The organism is Streptomyces sp. NPDC001604, from assembly GCF_042893475.1.
Classification (GTDB): domain Bacteria; phylum Actinomycetota; class Actinomycetes; order Streptomycetales; family Streptomycetaceae; genus Streptomyces.
Genome location: NZ_JBIAUY010000002.1, coordinates 568,320 through 585,797 on the forward strand (window position 1 = coordinate 568,320; position 17,478 = coordinate 585,797).

General features: G+C 68.5%; 15 protein-coding genes. 7 read left to right on the forward strand and 8 right to left on the reverse strand.

The window, feature by feature from the left end:
• Positions 1-106: 106 nt before the first annotated feature.
• Positions 107-3,274, reverse strand: coding sequence for a DUF1349 domain-containing protein (locus ACFY1E_RS07850; protein WP_389072726.1), 3,168 nt, complete (start codon positions 3,272-3,274; stop codon positions 107-109).
• Positions 3,275-3,444: 170 nt separating this feature from the next.
• Between ACFY1E_RS07850 and ACFY1E_RS07855 the strand changes: the two genes are divergently transcribed.
• Entirely contained in the window at positions 3,445-4,218 is a 774-nt protein-coding gene (locus tag ACFY1E_RS07855; RefSeq protein ID WP_389072728.1) for a FadR/GntR family transcriptional regulator, read from the forward strand.
• On the opposite strand, the gene ACFY1E_RS07860 is transcribed toward ACFY1E_RS07855, so the two are convergent.
• The 4 genes from ACFY1E_RS07860 to ACFY1E_RS07875 all read right to left on the reverse strand — a co-directional run bounded on the left by ACFY1E_RS07860 (position 4,112) and on the right by ACFY1E_RS07875 (position 8,001).
• Positions 4,112-4,396, reverse strand: a complete 285-nt coding sequence (locus ACFY1E_RS07860; RefSeq protein WP_389072731.1) for a hypothetical protein — start codon at positions 4,394-4,396, stop codon at positions 4,112-4,114. The genes ACFY1E_RS07855 and ACFY1E_RS07860 overlap by 107 nt on opposite strands.
• Positions 4,397-4,409: 13 nt before the next feature.
• Positions 4,410-4,940: an NAD(P)-binding domain-containing protein gene (locus ACFY1E_RS07865; protein ID WP_389073364.1), complete on the reverse strand. Its 531-nt coding sequence runs from the start codon at positions 4,938-4,940 to the stop codon at positions 4,410-4,412.
• 207 nt (positions 4,941-5,147) lie between these two features.
• The gene (locus tag ACFY1E_RS07870; RefSeq protein ID WP_389072733.1) at positions 5,148-6,668 is read right to left on the reverse strand and encodes an MFS transporter; all 1,521 of its coding nucleotides are present in this window, start codon (positions 6,666-6,668) and stop codon (positions 5,148-5,150) included.
• Positions 6,669-7,170: 502 nt separating this feature from the next.
• On the reverse strand, positions 7,171-8,001 hold the full coding sequence (locus ACFY1E_RS07875; RefSeq protein WP_389072736.1) for an oxidoreductase: 831 nt from the start codon (positions 7,999-8,001) through the stop codon (positions 7,171-7,173).
• A gap of 99 nt (positions 8,002-8,100) precedes the next feature.
• Between ACFY1E_RS07875 and ACFY1E_RS07880 the strand changes: the two genes are divergently transcribed.
• Complete coding sequence (locus ACFY1E_RS07880) at positions 8,101-8,688, forward strand: helix-turn-helix domain-containing protein (RefSeq protein ID WP_389072738.1); 588 nt, start codon at positions 8,101-8,103, stop codon at positions 8,686-8,688.
• Positions 8,689-9,120: 432 nt separating this feature from the next.
• On the opposite strand, the gene ACFY1E_RS07885 is transcribed toward ACFY1E_RS07880, so the two are convergent.
• Positions 9,121-9,465 carry a CoA transferase gene (locus ACFY1E_RS07885; RefSeq protein ID WP_389072741.1) on the reverse strand — a complete coding sequence of 115 codons (345 nt, stop codon included), beginning with the start codon at positions 9,463-9,465 and terminating at the stop codon, positions 9,121-9,123.
• Positions 9,462-10,784 (reverse strand): MFS transporter, encoded by a 1,323-nt coding sequence (locus ACFY1E_RS07890; RefSeq protein ID WP_389072744.1) that lies wholly within the window; start codon positions 10,782-10,784, stop codon positions 9,462-9,464. The genes ACFY1E_RS07885 and ACFY1E_RS07890 overlap by 4 nt, the downstream gene beginning before the upstream one ends.
• A 180-nt stretch (positions 10,785-10,964) precedes the next feature.
• On the opposite strand from ACFY1E_RS07890, the gene ACFY1E_RS07895 reads away from it, so the two are divergent.
• A complete protein-coding gene (locus tag ACFY1E_RS07895) occupies positions 10,965-11,705 on the forward strand; it encodes an IclR family transcriptional regulator (protein ID WP_389072746.1) in 741 nt (246 codons plus the stop codon).
• Between the two features lie 449 nt (positions 11,706-12,154).
• Here the strand turns inward: ACFY1E_RS07895 and ACFY1E_RS07900 are convergent, their stop codons facing one another.
• Entirely contained in the window at positions 12,155-12,754 is a 600-nt protein-coding gene (locus ACFY1E_RS07900) for a TetR/AcrR family transcriptional regulator (RefSeq protein ID WP_389072748.1), read from the reverse strand.
• 84 nt (positions 12,755-12,838) lie between these two features.
• Between ACFY1E_RS07900 and ACFY1E_RS07905 the strand changes: the two genes are divergently transcribed.
• From ACFY1E_RS07905 to ACFY1E_RS07920, 4 genes are all read left to right on the forward strand, one after another.
• Positions 12,839-14,248, forward strand: coding sequence for a CoA transferase (locus tag ACFY1E_RS07905; protein ID WP_389072750.1), 1,410 nt, complete (start codon positions 12,839-12,841; stop codon positions 14,246-14,248).
• A 191-nt stretch (positions 14,249-14,439) separates the two neighbouring features.
• Positions 14,440-15,393, forward strand: a complete 954-nt coding sequence (locus ACFY1E_RS07910; protein WP_389072753.1) for an alpha/beta hydrolase fold domain-containing protein — start codon at positions 14,440-14,442, stop codon at positions 15,391-15,393.
• A gap of 70 nt (positions 15,394-15,463) precedes the next feature.
• Positions 15,464-15,787: an AMP-binding protein gene (locus tag ACFY1E_RS07915; protein WP_389073366.1), complete on the forward strand. Its 324-nt coding sequence runs from the start codon at positions 15,464-15,466 to the stop codon at positions 15,785-15,787.
• 1,172 nt (positions 15,788-16,959) lie between these two features.
• Positions 16,960-17,415, forward strand: coding sequence for a hypothetical protein (locus ACFY1E_RS07920; protein ID WP_389072755.1), 456 nt, complete (start codon positions 16,960-16,962; stop codon positions 17,413-17,415).
• Positions 17,416-17,478: the final 63 nt, after the last annotated feature.

Genomic DNA, 17,478 nt, shown 5'->3' on the forward strand with positions numbered 1-17,478 from the left:
CCAGGGGCTGGAGACGTCTGCGTCACATCCTCGGCGTGGCGTAGGACCGCCGGGCGGCGCTGAGCCTGGCGGTCCTGCCGCAGCCTCGGGTGCCCCTTACGATTCGTCAGCTGATGGAGAACCGGCTGAAGCTCGCGGTGCCGGGTGTGGGGCTGTGGGCCGTGAAGAACGTCCCCGCGTCGAGGCTGCTGTTGGCTCCGGTCAGTGTGGCGGTGCCGACGTTGGTCCAGGTGGTGCCGTCGGTGGAGTAGGAGCCGGTGAGCGAGGTGCCGTTCCGGACCAGCCGGAGCCAGACGGGGGCGGAGCGGCCGGTCTTGGTGGTGATCTTGTCGACGTAGCCGTCGCTGTCGGAGTCCCACTGCAGGCTGACGCCGTTGCTGGGGGTGACGGCGAGGGAGGCGTATCCGGTGGACGAGCCGGCTGCGGCGATGTTGTTGCGCAGCATCAGGCCGGCTTTGCCCCAGGCGTTGGTGTTGTCCTGGCTGTCGACGTGAACGGTGACGGTGGAGGAGGTTCCCGCGGCGGCCGGCTGGTAGGCGGCGGAGTACTCGTCGTCGTGCATCGTGGTTGTTTCCCAGGTGTCGATGCCGGCGCTGGTCAGGGAGGTCACTCCCTGGCTCTGGCTCACCGCGGCGGGGATGGAGCTGTAGGCACGCCAGGGCGAGGTGACGATCTGGAGTTTGCTGAAGGTCGCGCTGCCGGCTGTGGTGCTGTGGGCGGTGTGGATGACTCCGGCGTCCTGGGTGGCGGCCATGGACGGCAGGGTCACCGCCGAGCCGATCTGGGTGAAGGTGGATCCGTCGGTGGAGTAGTAGGCGGACACCTGGGTGGCGGTGCGGGTGAGCCGCACCCAGACGGGTGCCTTGACCGAGGTGGCCGTGGAGGTCAGCTGGTCGAGGTAGCCGTCGCCGTTGGAGTCCCACTGGAAGCTGACGCCGTTGGCCGGGGTCGCCACCACGGTCGCGTAGCCGGGTGAGGAGCCGCTGCCGGTGAGGTTGTTGCGCAGCACGACTCCGGCCTTGGCCCAGGCGTTGGTGTTGTCGATGTTGTCGACCCGGGTGGTCACCGAGGTGCCGTTGACGGCGGCGCCTGCCTGGTAGACGGTGCCGTAGGTGTCGTCGTGCTGGCCGCCGGCGCCCCAGATGTCCGTGCCCGCGTCGGTGACGGTGAAGAAGCCGCCGGTCTGTCCGGTGGCGGCGGGGGTGGAGGAGTAGGCGCTGTAGGGGGCGGTGACGGTGCCGGTGGTCAGCGACCGGTACTGCGGCTCGATGCCTGCGTTGTTCATGACCGTCTGCGCGCCGGACGGCCAGTTGCCGTCGGTGACGACGACGGTGCCGCTGACGTTATCGCCGTGGCCGTCGGTGCTGTTGATGTTGGCGTTGTCTTTGTCTGTCCAGTTGTCGGTGGCGGTCAGGGCGCCGGTGTTGTGGGTTGAGCTGACGTGGGCGAAGAGCCACTGGTTGGTGTAGCGCACGACGTTGTTGGTGTCGGTGAAGTTCCGGGAGCCCTCGTCGTGGTAGAGGCCGTAGTAGTTGTTGGTGTTGTGGCAGTAGTTCCCCGTGATAGTGCTGCCGGGCGAGGCCGACAGGGTGTACACGCAGCCGCCGTCGGCCATCTGCTGCATGATGTCGTGGATGTGGTTGCCCGTGATGGTGTTGTTCTGGGCCGTGGTGGGCGTCGAGTAGATGGGCTGGTAGTCGTACAGGCCGCGGTTCGCGTAGTCCGGGCTGCCGCCCGGGTCGTTGACGCCCCAGCCATAGCCGATGGCGAGGCCGGAGTACGGCAGGTTGTACACCTCGTTGTGCGAGACGCTCGCGCCGTTGACGTAGGTGACCAGGAGGCCCGTCATGTCGCGGTAGTCGATCGCCACGTCGTGGATGACGTTGTCGTTGACGGTGATGTTCTTGTTGGTCATCCGGCTGTCACTGGGGTGATGCGCGTCCGCCTGGAGCCCGCCGACGACGATCCCGCCGCCCGCGTCCTGGGCGAAGACGTTCCCGGTGGCGGTAATGGTGTCGGCACCGAGTCCGACGCCGGTGGCGTGTGCGTTGGCGTCCTGGCCGATGCCCAGGGCGAGCTGCCCGAGGTTGGTGAACCGGTTGCCGGTGAAGGCGATGTGGTCGGCGGCCGAGACCTGGACGGCGGCCGGCATCTGGTTCCAGTGCGGGCGCGTCGCCTCGAACAACTTGCAGCCGTGACCATTGCAGGAGGTCAGCCAGTCCGACGGGGTGGACCAGGTGCCGGCCAGGTAGGTCCCGGTCTGCTGGGCGGCGTACCCGTTGCTGCCGCTCGGACCCAGCCAGCTGGTGCCCGAGAACTGAAGCCCGGAGAACGTGATGTGGGTGGCGGGAGAGGCATAGCTTCCCCCGACGTCGACGAGCGAGTCGAGCTTCGGCACCTCGACGTCCGCGGTGCTCATGCTCTGCCCCGGCAGCGGCTTGTAGTACAGGGTGCCGGTGGTGGTGTCGAGATACCACTCACCGGCGGTGTCGAGGAACTCGTAGGCGTTCTCGATGTAGAGCGGGCCGACCCGGAGCGGCTGGGGCAGGGTGTCCCAGCCGAACGTGTTGTTGGTCCATGAGGGCTCGGTCATGGTGATGGTGCCGTTGCTGATGCCGGACACCGGGGCGTAGCGGTCGGTCCAGGACCCTATGCCGTGGATCTCGGTCCGGCCGGGGTTCGCAAGGCTGTTGAGGTAGCTCAGCGAGCTGCTGGTGAACATGTAGCCGCTCGTGGTGACGGTCAGGTCCGAGCGGGTGACCGTGGAGCGGGCCCGCTGCGCCAGGACACCATCGACGTACAACTGCCGGGTGTCGAACCCGGTGCCGACGTTGGCCTTCCAGATGTTCTTCGCCGAGTCCTGCACGGTCCAGCCCGTGGCCCGCTGCGCGCCGGTGATGACGGGATGCGCGCCCAGCGAGGCCTTCCAGATCACCGTGTGGCCGCCGGTGCCGGAGTCGGCGGCGGTGAAGGAGAGCGGGGCGGACAGACGGTAGGTACCGTCCGCCAACTGCACGACGATGTCGCCGGTCATGCCAGAGTTGACCGCACGCACATTTGCTTTGGCCTGGGTGATCGAACACGGCTGGCTCACGGAGCAGGCGGTGCCGGTGCCCGACGGGGACGCGTAGAGCGTCGTCATGGTCGCGGCTTGCGCCGATCCGGCGGAGGCAACCATGGAGAGCAGGGCGCCGACGAGCGCCGTCGCCGCGGCCGCGGCACGTATCCGCAGCCCGGGACGGTGTGAAGGGATTGTTCTTCGGAGTGAAAGCACGAGGGCTCCTTCGGTGATGCGACACCGTGCCTCGTCCCATCCCGGTCGCGATCCGGCGGACTTCGGCCATGTTTCACCGGCGTTTCGCCGGGGCGGACGAACTTCATCATATGAATGACATAATCCACAAGGTGTACGCTGTGGTATTTACCGATCACAAGGAGCCGCACGTGCCCCGTCCCCCGGCCAACCGCCAACGACTGGCGCCTGCACCCTCGGAGGGGTCGCTGGGAGCCGTCCCCCGGCGGCAGACTGGCCGGCTCGGCGACACCGTGGTGACCTATCTCGTCGACCGCATCGTGGGCGGGGCCTATCCGCCGGACTCCGCGCTGCCCATCGAGGCGGTGCTGTGCGAGGAGTTCGGCGTCAGCCGGACCGTCGTGCGCGAGTCGGTGAAACTACTCGAAGAGAAGGGACTGGTCAGGGCTGCGCCCGGGCGCGGCACACGGGTGCGTGAGCCGCAGGAGTGGAATCTGCTGGACCCCGTCGTCCTGGAGGCCCAGGTCCGCCACGACCGGACGCTGTCGATCCTCGACCAGCTGGTCAGTGTGCGTATCGCCCTGGAGGCCGAGATGGCCGCCGACGCGGCTGGCCGCATCACCGACCTCGAACTCGCCCGACTCGAGGAGCAGGCCACCGCGATGCGGGAGGCACTGGACGACCCGGTGCGCTACGCCGAGGAGGACGCCGCCTTCCACGAGATCATCATGGGAGCTTCCGGAAACCTCCTGGGCCAGGCGATCATTCGCAGCATCCACGGCAAGGCCCGCCTGTCACGCCTCTACCACGGACACGAGACCCACGACGGCCTGGCCGAGTCACTCGACGAGCACCTGACTATCCTCGAACTGCTCCGTAACCGCGACGCCGCAGGAGCGGCCGCCGCAATGCGCCAGCACATCGCCCGCGCTTGGGCCAGCCGCCGACCGGCCCCGCAGTCCTGACGTCACCGACTGACTCCCTGAAGGCCCGGCGGGGGATCTCGGTGTGGTCCGCGGTGTGGGGGAGGGTGGCGAGCGCCCCTTCCCAGAGGGCCACGGCGCGCTCGGCAAGGGGACTGGCGACACCGAATTCATGGGCCAGGTCGACATCGATCCACATGTCCTTGACCATGAGTCTCATGCCAAAGCCTGAGTCATAGGGGCCGGGCAGCACGAAGTTCGGGAACTCGTTGTCGTGACCGCCGGGTAGAGCCCGAAGCGCTCACCGGCGAGTACGCCCTCGGCCGTGGCGAGCAGAGGGTGGCGGACAGCAGATTGTTGATGGCCTTGAGGGCGCGTCCCGCGCCTACCTCGCAGGCGCGCCGGGCGGTGCCCATGGTGGCGAGCAGGGGCGGGAGCCGCTTCACGTCATCCTCGGCGCCGCCCACCATGATCGTGAGCCTGCCGTTCTCCGCGCCCTTGCCCCCGTCGGAGACGCGTGCGTCGAGGAGTGTTACACCGCGGGCTTCGAGGCTCGCCGGGAGGCGCTGGGTGGACATCGGGTCGGAGGAGCTCATGTCCACGACCGTGCTGCCAGGACGGCGGGGTCGCCGAGGACCGCCTCGACGACCGTGCTGCTGGGGAGCATGAGGACGACGATGTCCGCGGTCCGGGCGGTACGGCCGCCGACCGCGGCCAGTGTGGTGCAGGCGCCCGGGGCCGGGATGCGACAGGTGTGGTGCCATCGCCGGACCGAGCGAACCGGGTTGGCTGGCGAACGACTTCACGGCGACAGACTGGAGCGGCTCCGCGTCGCGCAAGGCTGGTGGCGCAGCGCGGGCGCGGAGCACGGGCGAGTGGCTGCTCCGGTTCGATCAGGACATGGGTGAGGCGAGGGGCCGACGGGCGGCTGGGGGCGACCTGGGGCTGGCCGTACGGGGTGAGGGGGCCTGTCAGTGTGTGATCACTGGCGTGCGCGTCTCGGCGTCCTCTGTGGCCGAGTCGGTTGCCGATCGGCCCACGTTGACGAGGGTCAGGGCGAGTATGGCGGCGGCGATCAGGATGCCTACGGCGAACCAGATGGCGCTGGCGTAGCCGTGCACCAAGGCCTCCAGCTGGACCAGCTGTTGCTGGGGCTTGGTGGTGGCGGCCTGGATGTGGTCCTTGACGTAGGCAGTGGTCGCAGAGGCGGCGATGGTGTTGAGCAAGGCGGTGCCGATCGCACCGCCGACCTGCTGGGAGGTGTTGACCATGGCAGAGGCGACGCCGGCATCGCGGGCCTGGACGCCGTAGGTGGCCAGCGACATGGCCGGCATGAACGCCGTTCCGATGCCCAGGCCGAGGAGCAGCTGCGCGGGCAGGAGCAGTCCTATGTAGGAGGAGCTGGTCTCCAGCTGGGTGAGCATGAGCATGCCGGCCGCCGCGGTGAGGAAACCGGGGCCCATCAGCAGGCGTGGGGCGACTCGGGTCATGAGCCGGGCGCCGATCTGGGTGGAGCCTGCGATCGTGCCTGCGATCAGCGGCAGGAATGCGAAGCCGGTTGTGACCGGGGTGTATCCCTTGACGACCTGCAGGTAGTAGGTGAGGAAGAGGAACATGCCGAACATCGCGATGATGGCAAGGCCCAGGGAGAGGTAGACGCCGCCGCGGTTGCGTTCGGTGATCACGCGTAGGGGCAGCAAGGGGGCCTTGACGCGGGACTCGGTGACGACAAAGGCGAGCAGCAGGACTGCGGAGGCGATGAACAGGCCGATGGTCACGGCGTCGCTCCAGCCGTCGGACTCGGCACGGGTGAAGCCGTAGACCAAGGAGACCAGTCCGAGGGCGGACAGGAGTACGCCGGGGATGTCGAGCGGGGAGCGGTTGCGGCCGCCTTCAGGCTCGCGGATGACGAGCCAGGTACCGGCCATGGCGACGAGGGCAAAAGGGATGTTCACGAAGAACGTCCAGCGCCAGTCGAGGTATTCGGTGAGGAAGCCGCCGAGAATGAGGCCGACGGCGCCGCCGCCTCCGGAGATCGCTCCGTAGATGCCGAACGCCCGGGCGCGTTCCCTGGCGTCCGTGAACATGACGGCTATCAGGGACAGCGCGGCAGGGGCGAGGACCGCACCGAACAGGCCCTGCAGGGCGCGGGCTCCGAACATTGTCGCACCGGTGGTGGCCACGCCCCCGAGTGCGGAGGCGGCGCCGAAGCCGATGAGGCCGATGAGGAAGGCGCGCCTCCGGCCCCACAGGTCGGCGATCCGGCCGCCGAACAGGAGCAGACCGCCGAAGGCCAGGGCGTAGGCGGTGACGACCCACTGCCGGTTGCCGTCGGAGATGCCCAGGTCTGCCTGGGCGGAGGGCAGGGCGATGTTCACGATGGTTGCGTCGAGCACCACCATGAGCTGGGCGAGCGCGATGAAGACGAGCGCCCTCCAGCGGTTGGCTTCACCGCTCGGGGCGGTAGAGGCTTTGCGAGCTGTTTCGGACATGGTGGTACCCACTTCGGGACTTCGTGACGGAGAGAGAAGGAAAGAGGAGGGGCCCGGGCCTGGCGGCGGACCGGGGGGAGGATCCTGCCGCCGGGCCCGGGCGGCGCGCCGGTCCCGTCCCCACGGATCCGGCGCGGCGGGGCCGTCCCGCTCATGAGCGGCCCCGGTCTGAGGTGGTGTGCGTAGCAGGAAGGGGGCGGGCTGCTAGGGGTAGGAGGCGCCTGCGGGGCCCGGACGGCTGCCTCGACCAGTTCTGTATCTGCGGGACGCGAGCTGTCCTGCGTCGCAGGCAGGGCCAGGGGACCAGCGATTCAGCACGCGGCCGGGGACAGGCGGGCTGCGGTGCAGATGAGGGCGGGAGGCGCTGCGGCAGGACGACGGGTGCAGCCGGGGAAACCGGTGTAGGCACGGTACGGCCTGCGGTGAAGACATGAGGTCCGGTTCGTCCCGCGCCATGGAGACCGCGGCGCAGGGCTGTTGACGAAGACGGGCCCGGTGAGGGTCAGGAAGGCAGGCCGGAGGCGCGGGAGATGACGGCGTCGAAGGCGCGGTCGGACACGAGGCGCCGCAGGGCGATGAGCGGGCGGGCGCCGAAGCCGGTGGCATAGCGGGTCTTGGGACGGCGGGCGGTGACGGCCTTGCCGATCGCGTCGGCGATCACCTGGGGCGGGGAGTTGCGCTTGGCGTGGGCTTCGGAGCGCATCAAGGAGGCCACGGCGTCGGCCTGCTTGGCGTAAGCGCCGGTGGCGGAGGACTTCTCCAGCTGGTCGGCGGCGATGCCGCTCCACTCGGTGGCGATGGCGCCGGGCTCGATGATGACGACCTCGATGCCGAAGGGCTTGGCCTCCAGGCGCAGGCAGTCGCTGAGGGCTTCGAGAGCGAACTTGGTGCCGTGGTACCAGCCGCCGAGCGGGACGTAGATCTTGCCGCCCACGGACGTGATGTTGATGATCTTGCCGGAGTGCTGGGCGCGCATGTGCGGCAGGGCCAGCTGGGCCAGGCGCATGGCGCCGAAGACGTTGACCTCGAACTGGCGGCGGGCCTCGTCCATGGTGACGTCCTCGATGGCGCCGTAGGAGCCGTAGCCGGCGTTGTTGACCAGCACGTCGATGCGGCCGGTCTCGGCGACGATGCGGTCGATGCCGGCGGCCATGGAGCCGTCGTCGGTAACGTCCATGGCCAGCGGCCGCACGCCGCGGTCGGCCAGCTTCTGCAGGCGGTCGGCGCGGCGGGCGGCGCCGTAGACGGTGTACCCCAGGGACTGGAGCTTGAGGGCGGTGGCCTCGCCGATGCCGGAGGAGGCACCGGTGACGAGAGCGGTCTTGGCGTTCATGGGGGCTTCCTGTCGAAGTAAGATGAACTTCGGTTCACGATTCATCATGAACCATGGTTCACGTTAATGCAAGCCGAGACGCCCACCGCAGGAGAGCCCATGGCCCAGACCCGAGCACCGCGCGCCGACGCGGTCCGCAATCGCAAGAAGATCCTCGACGCTGCCCGCGAACAGATCACCCTGCACGGCCCCGACGCCGGCATGGACGAAATCGCCGCCGCAGCGGGCGTGGCCGTGGGCACCCTGTACCGCCACTTCCCCACCAAGACCGACCTGGTCGCCGCAGTGGTCGCCGAATACAGCACGTATGTCGCCGAAGCAGCCGAGGCCGCCCGTGAACGCCTCGCGACCGGCGCCCGCGCTGTGGACGAGATCACCGACTTCCTGGCCGTCGTCACGGAGGCGATCGCCGTCAACCACGCCGTCAAGACCGCCGCCCGGGCCCTCGGCGCCGACCCCGTCGACCGGGATGCCGAAGCCCGCGCAGGCGCTGCACTGGCCGCGCTGATCCAGGCGGGCCAGGCCGACGGAGACATCCACCAGGACGTCACCGTCGACGACATCTACCTGCTCTTCAGCACGGCCCCCACCGACCAGCCCTCCGCCGCCCGCGCCCGCTGGCTCACCCTGGTCCTCACCGGCCTGACGACCCACACACGAACCGGAGACACCGGAACTGCCTCATAACCACTGCCTTCCAGCAGGGGCGGCCAGGCAACCGTGTTGCACGGCCGTACGGACAGCCCGGCGCGGCGATCAGGCCGGACAGCCCTACGTCGGCCCAGGTGTATCGGCCACGCTGGTTCATGGCTCGAGTGAGGTCGCGGTTCGCGGCCGGGCGGCATCGAGTTCTGCCTGCCGCTCCCGCCTGGCGGGACGGAACACTGATCGGTCTTTTCTTGCAGGTCAGGGCCGTGTGGCGTGGTCTGCATGATGGATATCGCGCTGATTGCCGCCTGGCAGATGTACCGCTACTTCCTGCGCCAGGTCCTCGTCGGCGACGGCCGCCGACCGGGCCGCACGCCGCTCGTCTCGATGGCGCTCACCGAAGGTCCGCGCAGCACACGGGAAGCCCGGCCACGTGGTCGGCGTGGAACTATTCTTCGCGCTCGGCATGTCTCATGGGGCATCGGGCTGACCACGAGTCATGCGCTGGACCTGCGAGGCAGTGGCGACGTCGGCGTCGGTCACCAGACGCCGCAGGAGATAGCGTCCGGCGATGGTCCTCAGATCGAGTGCGATGGAGCGCTTGCTGCGGTCGGGACTGGTGAAGTGCAGGCTGCGGGCCCCGTCGTAGGGCGGCCAGGCGCGGGGCCCGTCGCCGTGCGGGAGCGCCTTCGACTTTGATGACGTCGGCGCCCATGTCGCACAGCAGTGCGGTGCGACATGGGGCCGGCCAGGGCTCGTGGTTCCTTGGCGGTGCGGAGTTGGGCGTCGGGTCTGCTGGTCTGCCTGCCGGGTCACTCCGGCAGGGACTGACCTTGGGTTTCGGGGACGAGTCGGACGAGGAAGATGCCGGCGATGAAGGGGACGGCGGTCAGTGCCAGCGGCAGGGACAGGGATCCGGTGGCCGAGATGCCCCAGGCGATGAGGAGCGTGCCCACGGCGGCGGCCAGCCGGGAGAGTGTGGTGGCGAAGGCGAAGGCAGTCGCGCGGATCTGGGTCGGGTACTGCTCGGGCAACCACACGGTGAAGACGGCGAAGTTGGCACCGCCGAACCCGAGTACCACGGCGAACACGAAGAAGAGAGGGATGTCCTCGCGCGGGTAGGCGAGACCGTAGGCGCCGAGGATGCCGACGGCCATCAGGCCGTACAGTGCCGCGAGGGTGCGGCGGCGCCCGAACCGGTCGGTCAGGTGCGGGACGGCCCAGCAGCCGATGATGGTGCAGGCAGTCGACACGAGGCTGACCAGCGAGGCGAGTCGGGCCTCGTCGTCCCGCCCGGCGGCTTCGGCCATGTGCACCATGGCTGTTGGCCCGAAGGTGGAGCCGGCCCACAGGCCCATCACGCTCACGACCAGCAGCACCAGGTTGCCCCAGCTGCGGGCCCGGTAGGGCGGTTGCAGGACCGTCCTGAGCGGTGCGAGGAACCCGCTCTTGGCGCCGGGAGCGGTGGCTGTGCTCTGCTGTGCGGCCTCGAAGCGTTCCGGCTCCTGCATGCCGAGCCGCAGAAACAGCACGAGCAGCGCGGGCAGCAGGCCGAGGAAGAGCAGGCCGCGCCATCCCAGACTGTTGCCGACGGCGAGGTAGACGAGGCTGACGAGGAGGGATCCCACGTAGGTGGCCGAGTGCATGTAGCCGCCCATGCGGCTGCGGAGCCTCTCGGGCACGGCCTCGGCCACGACCGTGCCGGCTATCGCCCATTCGCCGCCGACACCGAGCGCGGCGAAGAAGCGGCAGGCCATGAGCCACCAGGGGCTGTTGGCCGCGCCGGCCAATGCGGTGAAGACCGAGAAGGTCAGGATGCTGCCGATCATCGCGGGCCGGCGTCCGAAGCGGTCGGCGACGGGGCCCCAGATGAAGGACAGCCCCCAGCCGGTGAGGAAGAAGGCCGCACTCAACTGGGTGTAGAAGCCCACGTTGATCTCGGACGGGGACTGCCCCGCGGCAGGCAGGAGTTCTTTGAAGGCGGGCGCGGCGATCAGCGCGAAGATCGACACGTCGAAGCCGTCCATCGCCCAGCCGCCCACGGCGCCGGTGAAGGCACGGCGGCCGCGTTTGTCCAGTCGGGTGGTGGCGTCCGGTGCCGAGGGAGCGGGAGCTTTCTGGCCTGCTGTTGACATCAGATCCCCTTTTGGTCCACATTGTGGACCGATGTTCTGTGATGTGGACCAGCGGTAGCGAGGACCGTAGGCAGCCCCGACAGGGCCGTCAAGGGTTTGCGCGAAAGTGCCCCGTGCGGCCCCGCCGGTTGCGATGACGCCCGGCCCGCGATGAGGGGCCGGAACAGGGGAGGAGACGCCATGCAGAGTGTGCTCAACGCGTTGCGGGTCTTGGAGGAGGTGGCTGACCGTCAGCCCGCAGGCCTCAGCGGCCTCGCGCGCGGCCTCGGCATGCCCAAAAGCACGGTGCAGCGCTGCCTGCTCACCCTCGAGGAGGCGGGGTGGGCCCGGGTCGACTCCGCGGGGCAGTGGGAGGTGACCAGCCGCGCCTTCAGCGTGGGCGCCAAGGTCGCCAACAGTGCCCACCTGCGCGACCTGGCCGTGCCCGTGCTCAACGAACTCCAGGCGGCGACGGGGGAGACCGTCCATCTCATGATCCCGGACGGGTACGAGATGGTCCTCGTCGAACGCATCGACAGCGCGCACCAGTTGCGCACCGTCCACCCGCTGGGCGGCCGCACCGCGCTCCACTGCGGGGCCAACGGAAAGTCCTACCTGGCGACCTTCTCCGACGACGACCTCGACCAGTACCTCGGCCGCCCGCTCGCGGCGGCCACCCCACGCACCCTGACCGACCCTGAACGGCTGCGGGAGGAGCTGGAACGCATCCGGGACAACGGCTACGCCACGGCCGACGAGGAGCTGGCCGAGGGGGCGGTCGCCATCGCCGCCGTGATCCGTCACCCCGGGCGGACGCCCGTTGCGACCCTGTCGATCTCGGCGCCGAAGGCGCGGGTCGGAGCGGAACTGTTCGAACCCTACGGCCACTTGGTGCGAGAGGCGGCCCAGAAGATCGCGGCCCAGCTGCCGCTTGCGCGCTAGGACCCTGCGGAAGCGGCCGCCGTACGGGCCGCTCGGCAGCTTCCGTGGCCGGGCAGATCAAGGTGCCGAACGCGCTGACCTACGGGTCGTACTGCTCGGCGGTCACCGGCACGGTCTCAATCTGTTCGATACGTCGTCCCGCCGACGGCCCTGGGCGAGGGAATCGTCACTCATGCCGCACCTCATCAGCGGACAGGACAGCACCGGCCGGCAGTGACGCATCACTCGTCCGGCCGATCCGCAGCCGAACCGGTTCTCCACGGTGCCGGTGTCGGCGGCAGACGTGGATTACCCGTTGGGCTGTCAGCCTCCGCTCCCGGTCGTTGGCGGCGGCTGGACGTGCGATGAGGAGGACGTGACCCCGGCCAACCATCGTTTGAACGCCTCGTGCTCGTCCGGCTGCCGGTCGATCGAGCCGCGCTGCTTCGCGACCTCGCTGCGTGCGGGCGTCATCGGGTAGGCGCGGTCAGGTGGTCGAGCAGGGTGACGATCATGGCGCTGTCGGCGCGCGGTTCCGTCGTGCCGTGCGCCGCTTGTTCGGTCAGGGCCTGAATCTGGGCGCCTTCCGCGACCGCGACGACCATGCGGGTCAACTCGCCCAGCGAGATCGCCGGCTCCCGGTCGATCGAGCGCAACGCCTGCTCGATCAGCTCGGCCAGCGCCGCCCGGCCGCGTTTCTCGTGCTCGACCAGCAACCGGGCGACCTCGGGGTTGCGGATGGCGTGCAGGCTGAACTCGGTCGAGATCAGCAGCCAGCGGCGGTCCGCTTCGGGATCGGCGGAGTGCAAAGGCGTCCCGTCCTCCAGTGCGCGCAGCAGGGTCTGGCGCAGCCGGGTGGCGCGCTCACGCCACTGCTGATCGAACAGGGCCAGGAACAACGCGTCCTTGCTGTCGAAGTTGGAGTAGAACGCGCCTTTGGTCAGCCCGGCCCGCGCGGCGATGTCCGCGATCGACGTGGCGCCGTAGCCCTGCTCGGCGAACAGTTCGAACGCGGCGTCCAGCAGCGCAGCGACGGTGATCGGTCGTCTCTTCGTGGTTCCCCGTGGCACTCCCCCACTTTATCAGATACCGTTCCGTATTCGATACTGGTCGGTATCCGATGCTGATCGGTATATTGAGCTTCGGAGGTTTCGATGGACCCGTTGCACGCCCTGGACGGTCTACTGGACCCGCTCGGCCTGACCTCGGCCGACACCGGCGGCACAATCACCTTCACCGGGGAAGACCCGATCGTGCCCGCCCGGCACCGACTCGGCGCGTGCATCGCCATCCCGATGGCGGCCTGCGCCGTCGGCGCGGTCACCTTCGGCAGGCTGCGCGGCCTTCCCGCCCAGGACCTCGCGCTCGACCTGCGCGAAGCCGTCCACCACATCACGCCCAACGCGTACTGGAACCCGACGCTGGCCGGTGAACCGGCCCCGCACCCTCTGGTCATCGAAAATCCGTTCCTGCTCACCCCCTACCGCACCCGCGACGGCCGCACCGTGATGGCGTCGGGCGTCTACCCGCACCTCGCCGCACACTGGCAGCGTTTCCTCGACATCCCGCCCGACCCCGCCAGGACCGCCGCCGCGTTCGCCACATGGGACGCCTTCGACTTGGAGGAGAAGGCCAACGCCGAGGGTCTGCCGCTATGCGTGGCCCGGACTCCCGAGGAATGGCTCGCTCATCCGCAGGGGGCGTTGCTGGCCACCCAGCCGGTGATCAGCCTGCGCCGCATCGGCGACGCGCCGCGGCGCGCATGGTCTGCGGCGCAGCGGCCGTTCGACGGCGTGCGCGTGTTGTCGTTCACGCACGCCATCGCCGGTCCGACCGTCGGCCGCACACTTGCCGAACAGGGCGCCGAAGTGTTGTGCGCGACCCGGCCCAACGACTACGAGCACGAGTTCATCTACGCCGAAGCCAATGTCGGTTCGCGCAGCGCCTACGTCGACCTGACCACCGACCGCGGCCAAGAGCGCGCCGACCACCTGCTCTCCGACACGCACGTGGTGGTGAACAACCACCGCGGCAGCAAACTCGAACGCCTCGGCCTCGCTCCCGAACAACTGGCGCAGCGCTACCCGGGCATCGTCATGGTCTCGGTCACCTGTTACGGCTCGACCGGCCCGTGGGCCGAGCGCGGCGGCTTCGACATGAACGGCTCGGCCGCGTCCGGGCTGATGACGCTGGAAGGCACGCCGGAGGACCCGAAGCTGCCACCGACCGGCATGATCAACGACTTCATCACCGGCTACATGGGGGCCGCCGGCGCGGCAGCCGCGCTGGTCAAACAGGCCCGCGAAGGCGGTTCGTGGCACGTCACCGTAAACCTCACCCGCACCGCCATGTGGTACCAGACCCTCGGACTCGTCGACCCCGACCAGGCCGGCATCGACGACGAGCACAGCTTGCGCGAGCCGCGCGCGTTCGATGCGGAATCGCCACTGGGCGACATCCACATGCTGGCGCCGCCGGTCTCCTTCAGTCACACTCCGCCCGCGTGGCCGCACCCGCCGCTGGTTCCCCGCGGATCGAGCCGACCGGAATGGACCAGCAAGTGACCGGCAGGCAATAGGTCCGGGCACCTCGCACACCGTTGAACAGCAGGTCGAGTGCGTCAGTCGGACTCACGCACTCGACCTGCTCGCCCGAGCCGCGCCCGCCCGCACTCGCCGAGCAACTCGGCGCCGTTCATTGATGTTCCGCCCCAAAGCAGCGCAAGCGCGCGTTTCCTCGTCTGGAGCCGACTCTGATGCGACTTCCCGAATGGGCATTCCCCCTGTACCTGCGTGCCGCCCGCCGCAATCGCCCGTTCCGCTCGGCCGAACGGGCACGCGCCCTCGTCGACGACCTGGCGCTGCGGCCCAGCTCGTACGGACCGCCGCAGCAACTCAAGTTTCCGGTGACCATCGATGTATCACGTCGCGACGGCTGGCCGGTGTACCGCGTACACCCCACAGCTGGCCCAACCCGGGGAGCCGTCGTGTACGCCCACGGCGGAGGCTGGGTGTACGAGATCGCCGCCGCGCACTGGCAACTGGTGGCCCAGATCGCCGCCAAGGCTCAGACCACCGTGGTCGTGCCGATCTACCCATTGGTCCCGTTCGGCACGGCGGACGCCGTGGTGAGCGCCGTCGTCGACCTCGTCCTGGAGGCGCGCGAGCGGCACGGAGAGGTACGACTGGCCGGGGACTCCGCCGGGGGCCAGATCGCCCTGTCCGCCGCGATGGACCTGCGTGACCGGCACAACGTCACGCTGCCCAGGACCGTGCTCATTTCCCCGGCACTGGATCTGTCCTGGTCCAACCCGCGGATCCCGCAGGTCCAGCCCACCGATCCCTGGCTGGGTGAGCCCGGCGGCCGCGTGTTCTCAGAGCTCTGGCGCGGCGAGCTGCCCACCGACGACCCCCGCGTGAGCCCGCTGGCCGGCGACCTGGCAGGGCTTGGCCCGCTCACCGTCTTCAGCGGCACCCACGACGTCCTCAACCCGGACGCGCACCTGCTACGCGACCGCGCGAAAGCGGCGGGGGTCGACATGGAGTTCCACGAGGCCGAGGGCCTCATTCACGTCTACCCGCTGCTGCCCACCCGAAAGGGTGAAGCCGCACGGGCGATCATCACCGAGCGCCTCACGATCGGAACATCCTCGAACGGGCTGGAAGACGGCGAACGTTCGCCAAAGCCGACGAGCATCCGGATGCCTTAGTACTGTGGCCGGGATCGCGTCGACGCTACAGCCGGACGACGCCATCCACATCCAGTTCACATCCGGCACGGTGGGCTCACCGAAAGGTGTCACCCTGAGCCACCGCGGGATCGTCGACAACGGCCGCTTCTTCGGTGACGGCCTTCGGTACACAAAGGACGATCGCGTCTGCGTGCCGATGCCTTTCCACCACTGCTTCGGCATGGGTCATGGGCACGCTCTGCGTCACCTACCACGGCGCGACGATGATCATCCCCGGGCGTCGACCAGTAGCGGCAGGTCCCGCGGCACAACATGTCCATGGCCGCGGTGGCCTGGCGGCCCGGACGGTTCCGTCCGGCCTCGACCAGGGCCGGTCACACCGGTCCGGTGGGGAACAGGGCACGGGGCGTGAGGTCGAGTCTGGGCGTAGCGATTCGAGACGGCAGATCCTCCCATCCCTCGACGACACTGCCCCGAACTCCACCCCGCACCGCGTCCGACGGTACCCAGAACACGCGCCAACTCACCGCTAGTGCACCCTTCTTGGGTTGGATCCGCTCAAGCCTTGTGCGTGCTCGAGGGGTCCGGGTGATGCGTCCTGCTCGCGGCAGCGTCGTCGGCGTCGCTTCCTTCAGGATCGGGCGGGTGAGACATTCTGTGGTCGCATGCTGCCGCCCACGAGGACGGCCACGGCTCCGAGGACGGCAAAGACCGCGAACCCGCCCGCGGCTGCCGGGCCGGAGCGACGCGACAAGTCGCTGAAGGAAAGGGAGCTCGAGTACACCAGACAGGATGATCCTGTCCGCGCCGGCCTCGGCGGCTCGGCCCGGACAGGTAGCGGTGTCGTTGCGGCACAACACATGCCGCAGCAGCGTCCCCTGTTTCCAGGGCTCCTTTTCCCGCTGGGCTACCTGCCACTTCCCTTATGCCCTGTGCACAGGTTCCCGTCGGATGGATCGGCCCTCATGCCCGCCCGCCGGGTTGTCGGCTCTCGCAGCGAGCTTGTACGAACTGCCGTCGTTATCGCAAAGGGACATGCGCATGTGCGCCTGCGGCTTCACGCCCTATGCCTGAGCTGCCATCCCGTAGGGCACTTGAGTCCCCAGGAAACGCCTGAGTAATCGAGGAGACTCACAGGGCCGTGACTTCCCGGCGCAGGACAGCGCCGCTTACCTGTCCGCCTTACCCATCCCCTACGGACAGGACTGGGCTAGGCATCCCCGAGGAAGCAAGATTCCGCACTGCTCGGGCAAGGAGCATCCCCCAAGGTAGGCCCAGACGCAGACAAGGACAGGTGACATCTGCGGCCGGTTACCCAAGGAACTCGATTCTGGGGGCTAATCGAATCAGAGGCGGAAACATGAACCGGGGTAATCGGCCAGCAGAAACGGCGCGGGAAACCATCGAAAAACACAACCAGGAGAAACGTTCCTCTGCGACAGGAAACACCACAGGGGAGAATTGCAGCCTTTTCGAGCACTCTCGAACTCGGCAGACAAGGGTAATTGAGTACCGTCGCCAGTTCGAGTGAAATACCCCTTGCGGAGAGGGTTGCCGATGCCCTGTCATAGGTACGGTTCACCAATGATTGAGGACCTTCCCTGGGAAGAATTCGCCGGTGACCCAGACACGTACATCACGAAGCTCGAGAAGAGGGAGGAGGACCTACAGAAGGATCTTTACAAGGTGCGTCAGGAACTGCGTCTGACACGTCAACTGAAGAGGTACAAGGACACCGCAGACGAGTGGAGGCGCAACGGCATCCCGGATCAGCGACAGTCGGTAGCGGACGACGACGAAGACAACGACTCGACGGCAGTGAATGCCCAAGGCCAGACCCGCAAGGACCGCATCCGGGAGATCATGCGTCAGGATCCGATGCGGCTCTGGAAAGCGGGCTCTATGGCAGAAGCCTTGGGCGAACCCGCGAAGACCAAGAGCGTCCGCGTGACCATGGATGAGCTCATGCGGGCCGGCGAACTCGTGAAGCACCCGGGTTCGAATTACCAGCACGCGACCGGCATCCGGTCCACCCCCTAGAACACAATTCGAGCAGCTATCCCTCTACCAAACAAAAGACGGCCGCCACCTGGAATTTCTTCC

Coding starts and splice junctions, on each gene's coding strand:
- ACFY1E_RS07860 (WP_389072731.1), bottom strand. CDS start 4,396: ATGAGACTCATGGTCAAGGACATGTGGATCGATGTCGACCTGGCCCAT.
- ACFY1E_RS07865 (WP_389073364.1), bottom strand. CDS start 4,940: ATGGCACCACACCTGTCGCATCCCGGCCCCGGGCGCCTGCACCACACT.
- ACFY1E_RS07870 (WP_389072733.1), bottom strand. CDS start 6,668: ATGTCCGAAACAGCTCGCAAAGCCTCTACCGCCCCGAGCGGTGAAGCC.
- ACFY1E_RS07875 (WP_389072736.1), bottom strand. CDS start 8,001: ATGAACGCCAAGACCGCTCTCGTCACCGGTGCCTCCTCCGGCATCGGC.
- ACFY1E_RS07880 (WP_389072738.1), top strand. CDS start 8,101: ATGGCCCAGACCCGAGCACCGCGCGCCGACGCGGTCCGCAATCGCAAG.
- ACFY1E_RS07890 (WP_389072744.1), bottom strand. CDS start 10,784: ATGTCAACAGCAGGCCAGAAAGCTCCCGCTCCCTCGGCACCGGACGCC.
- ACFY1E_RS07895 (WP_389072746.1), top strand. CDS start 10,965: ATGCAGAGTGTGCTCAACGCGTTGCGGGTCTTGGAGGAGGTGGCTGAC.
- ACFY1E_RS07905 (WP_389072750.1), top strand. CDS start 12,839: ATGGACCCGTTGCACGCCCTGGACGGTCTACTGGACCCGCTCGGCCTG.
- ACFY1E_RS07910 (WP_389072753.1), top strand. CDS start 14,440: ATGCGACTTCCCGAATGGGCATTCCCCCTGTACCTGCGTGCCGCCCGC.
- ACFY1E_RS07920 (WP_389072755.1), top strand. CDS start 16,960: ATGATTGAGGACCTTCCCTGGGAAGAATTCGCCGGTGACCCAGACACG.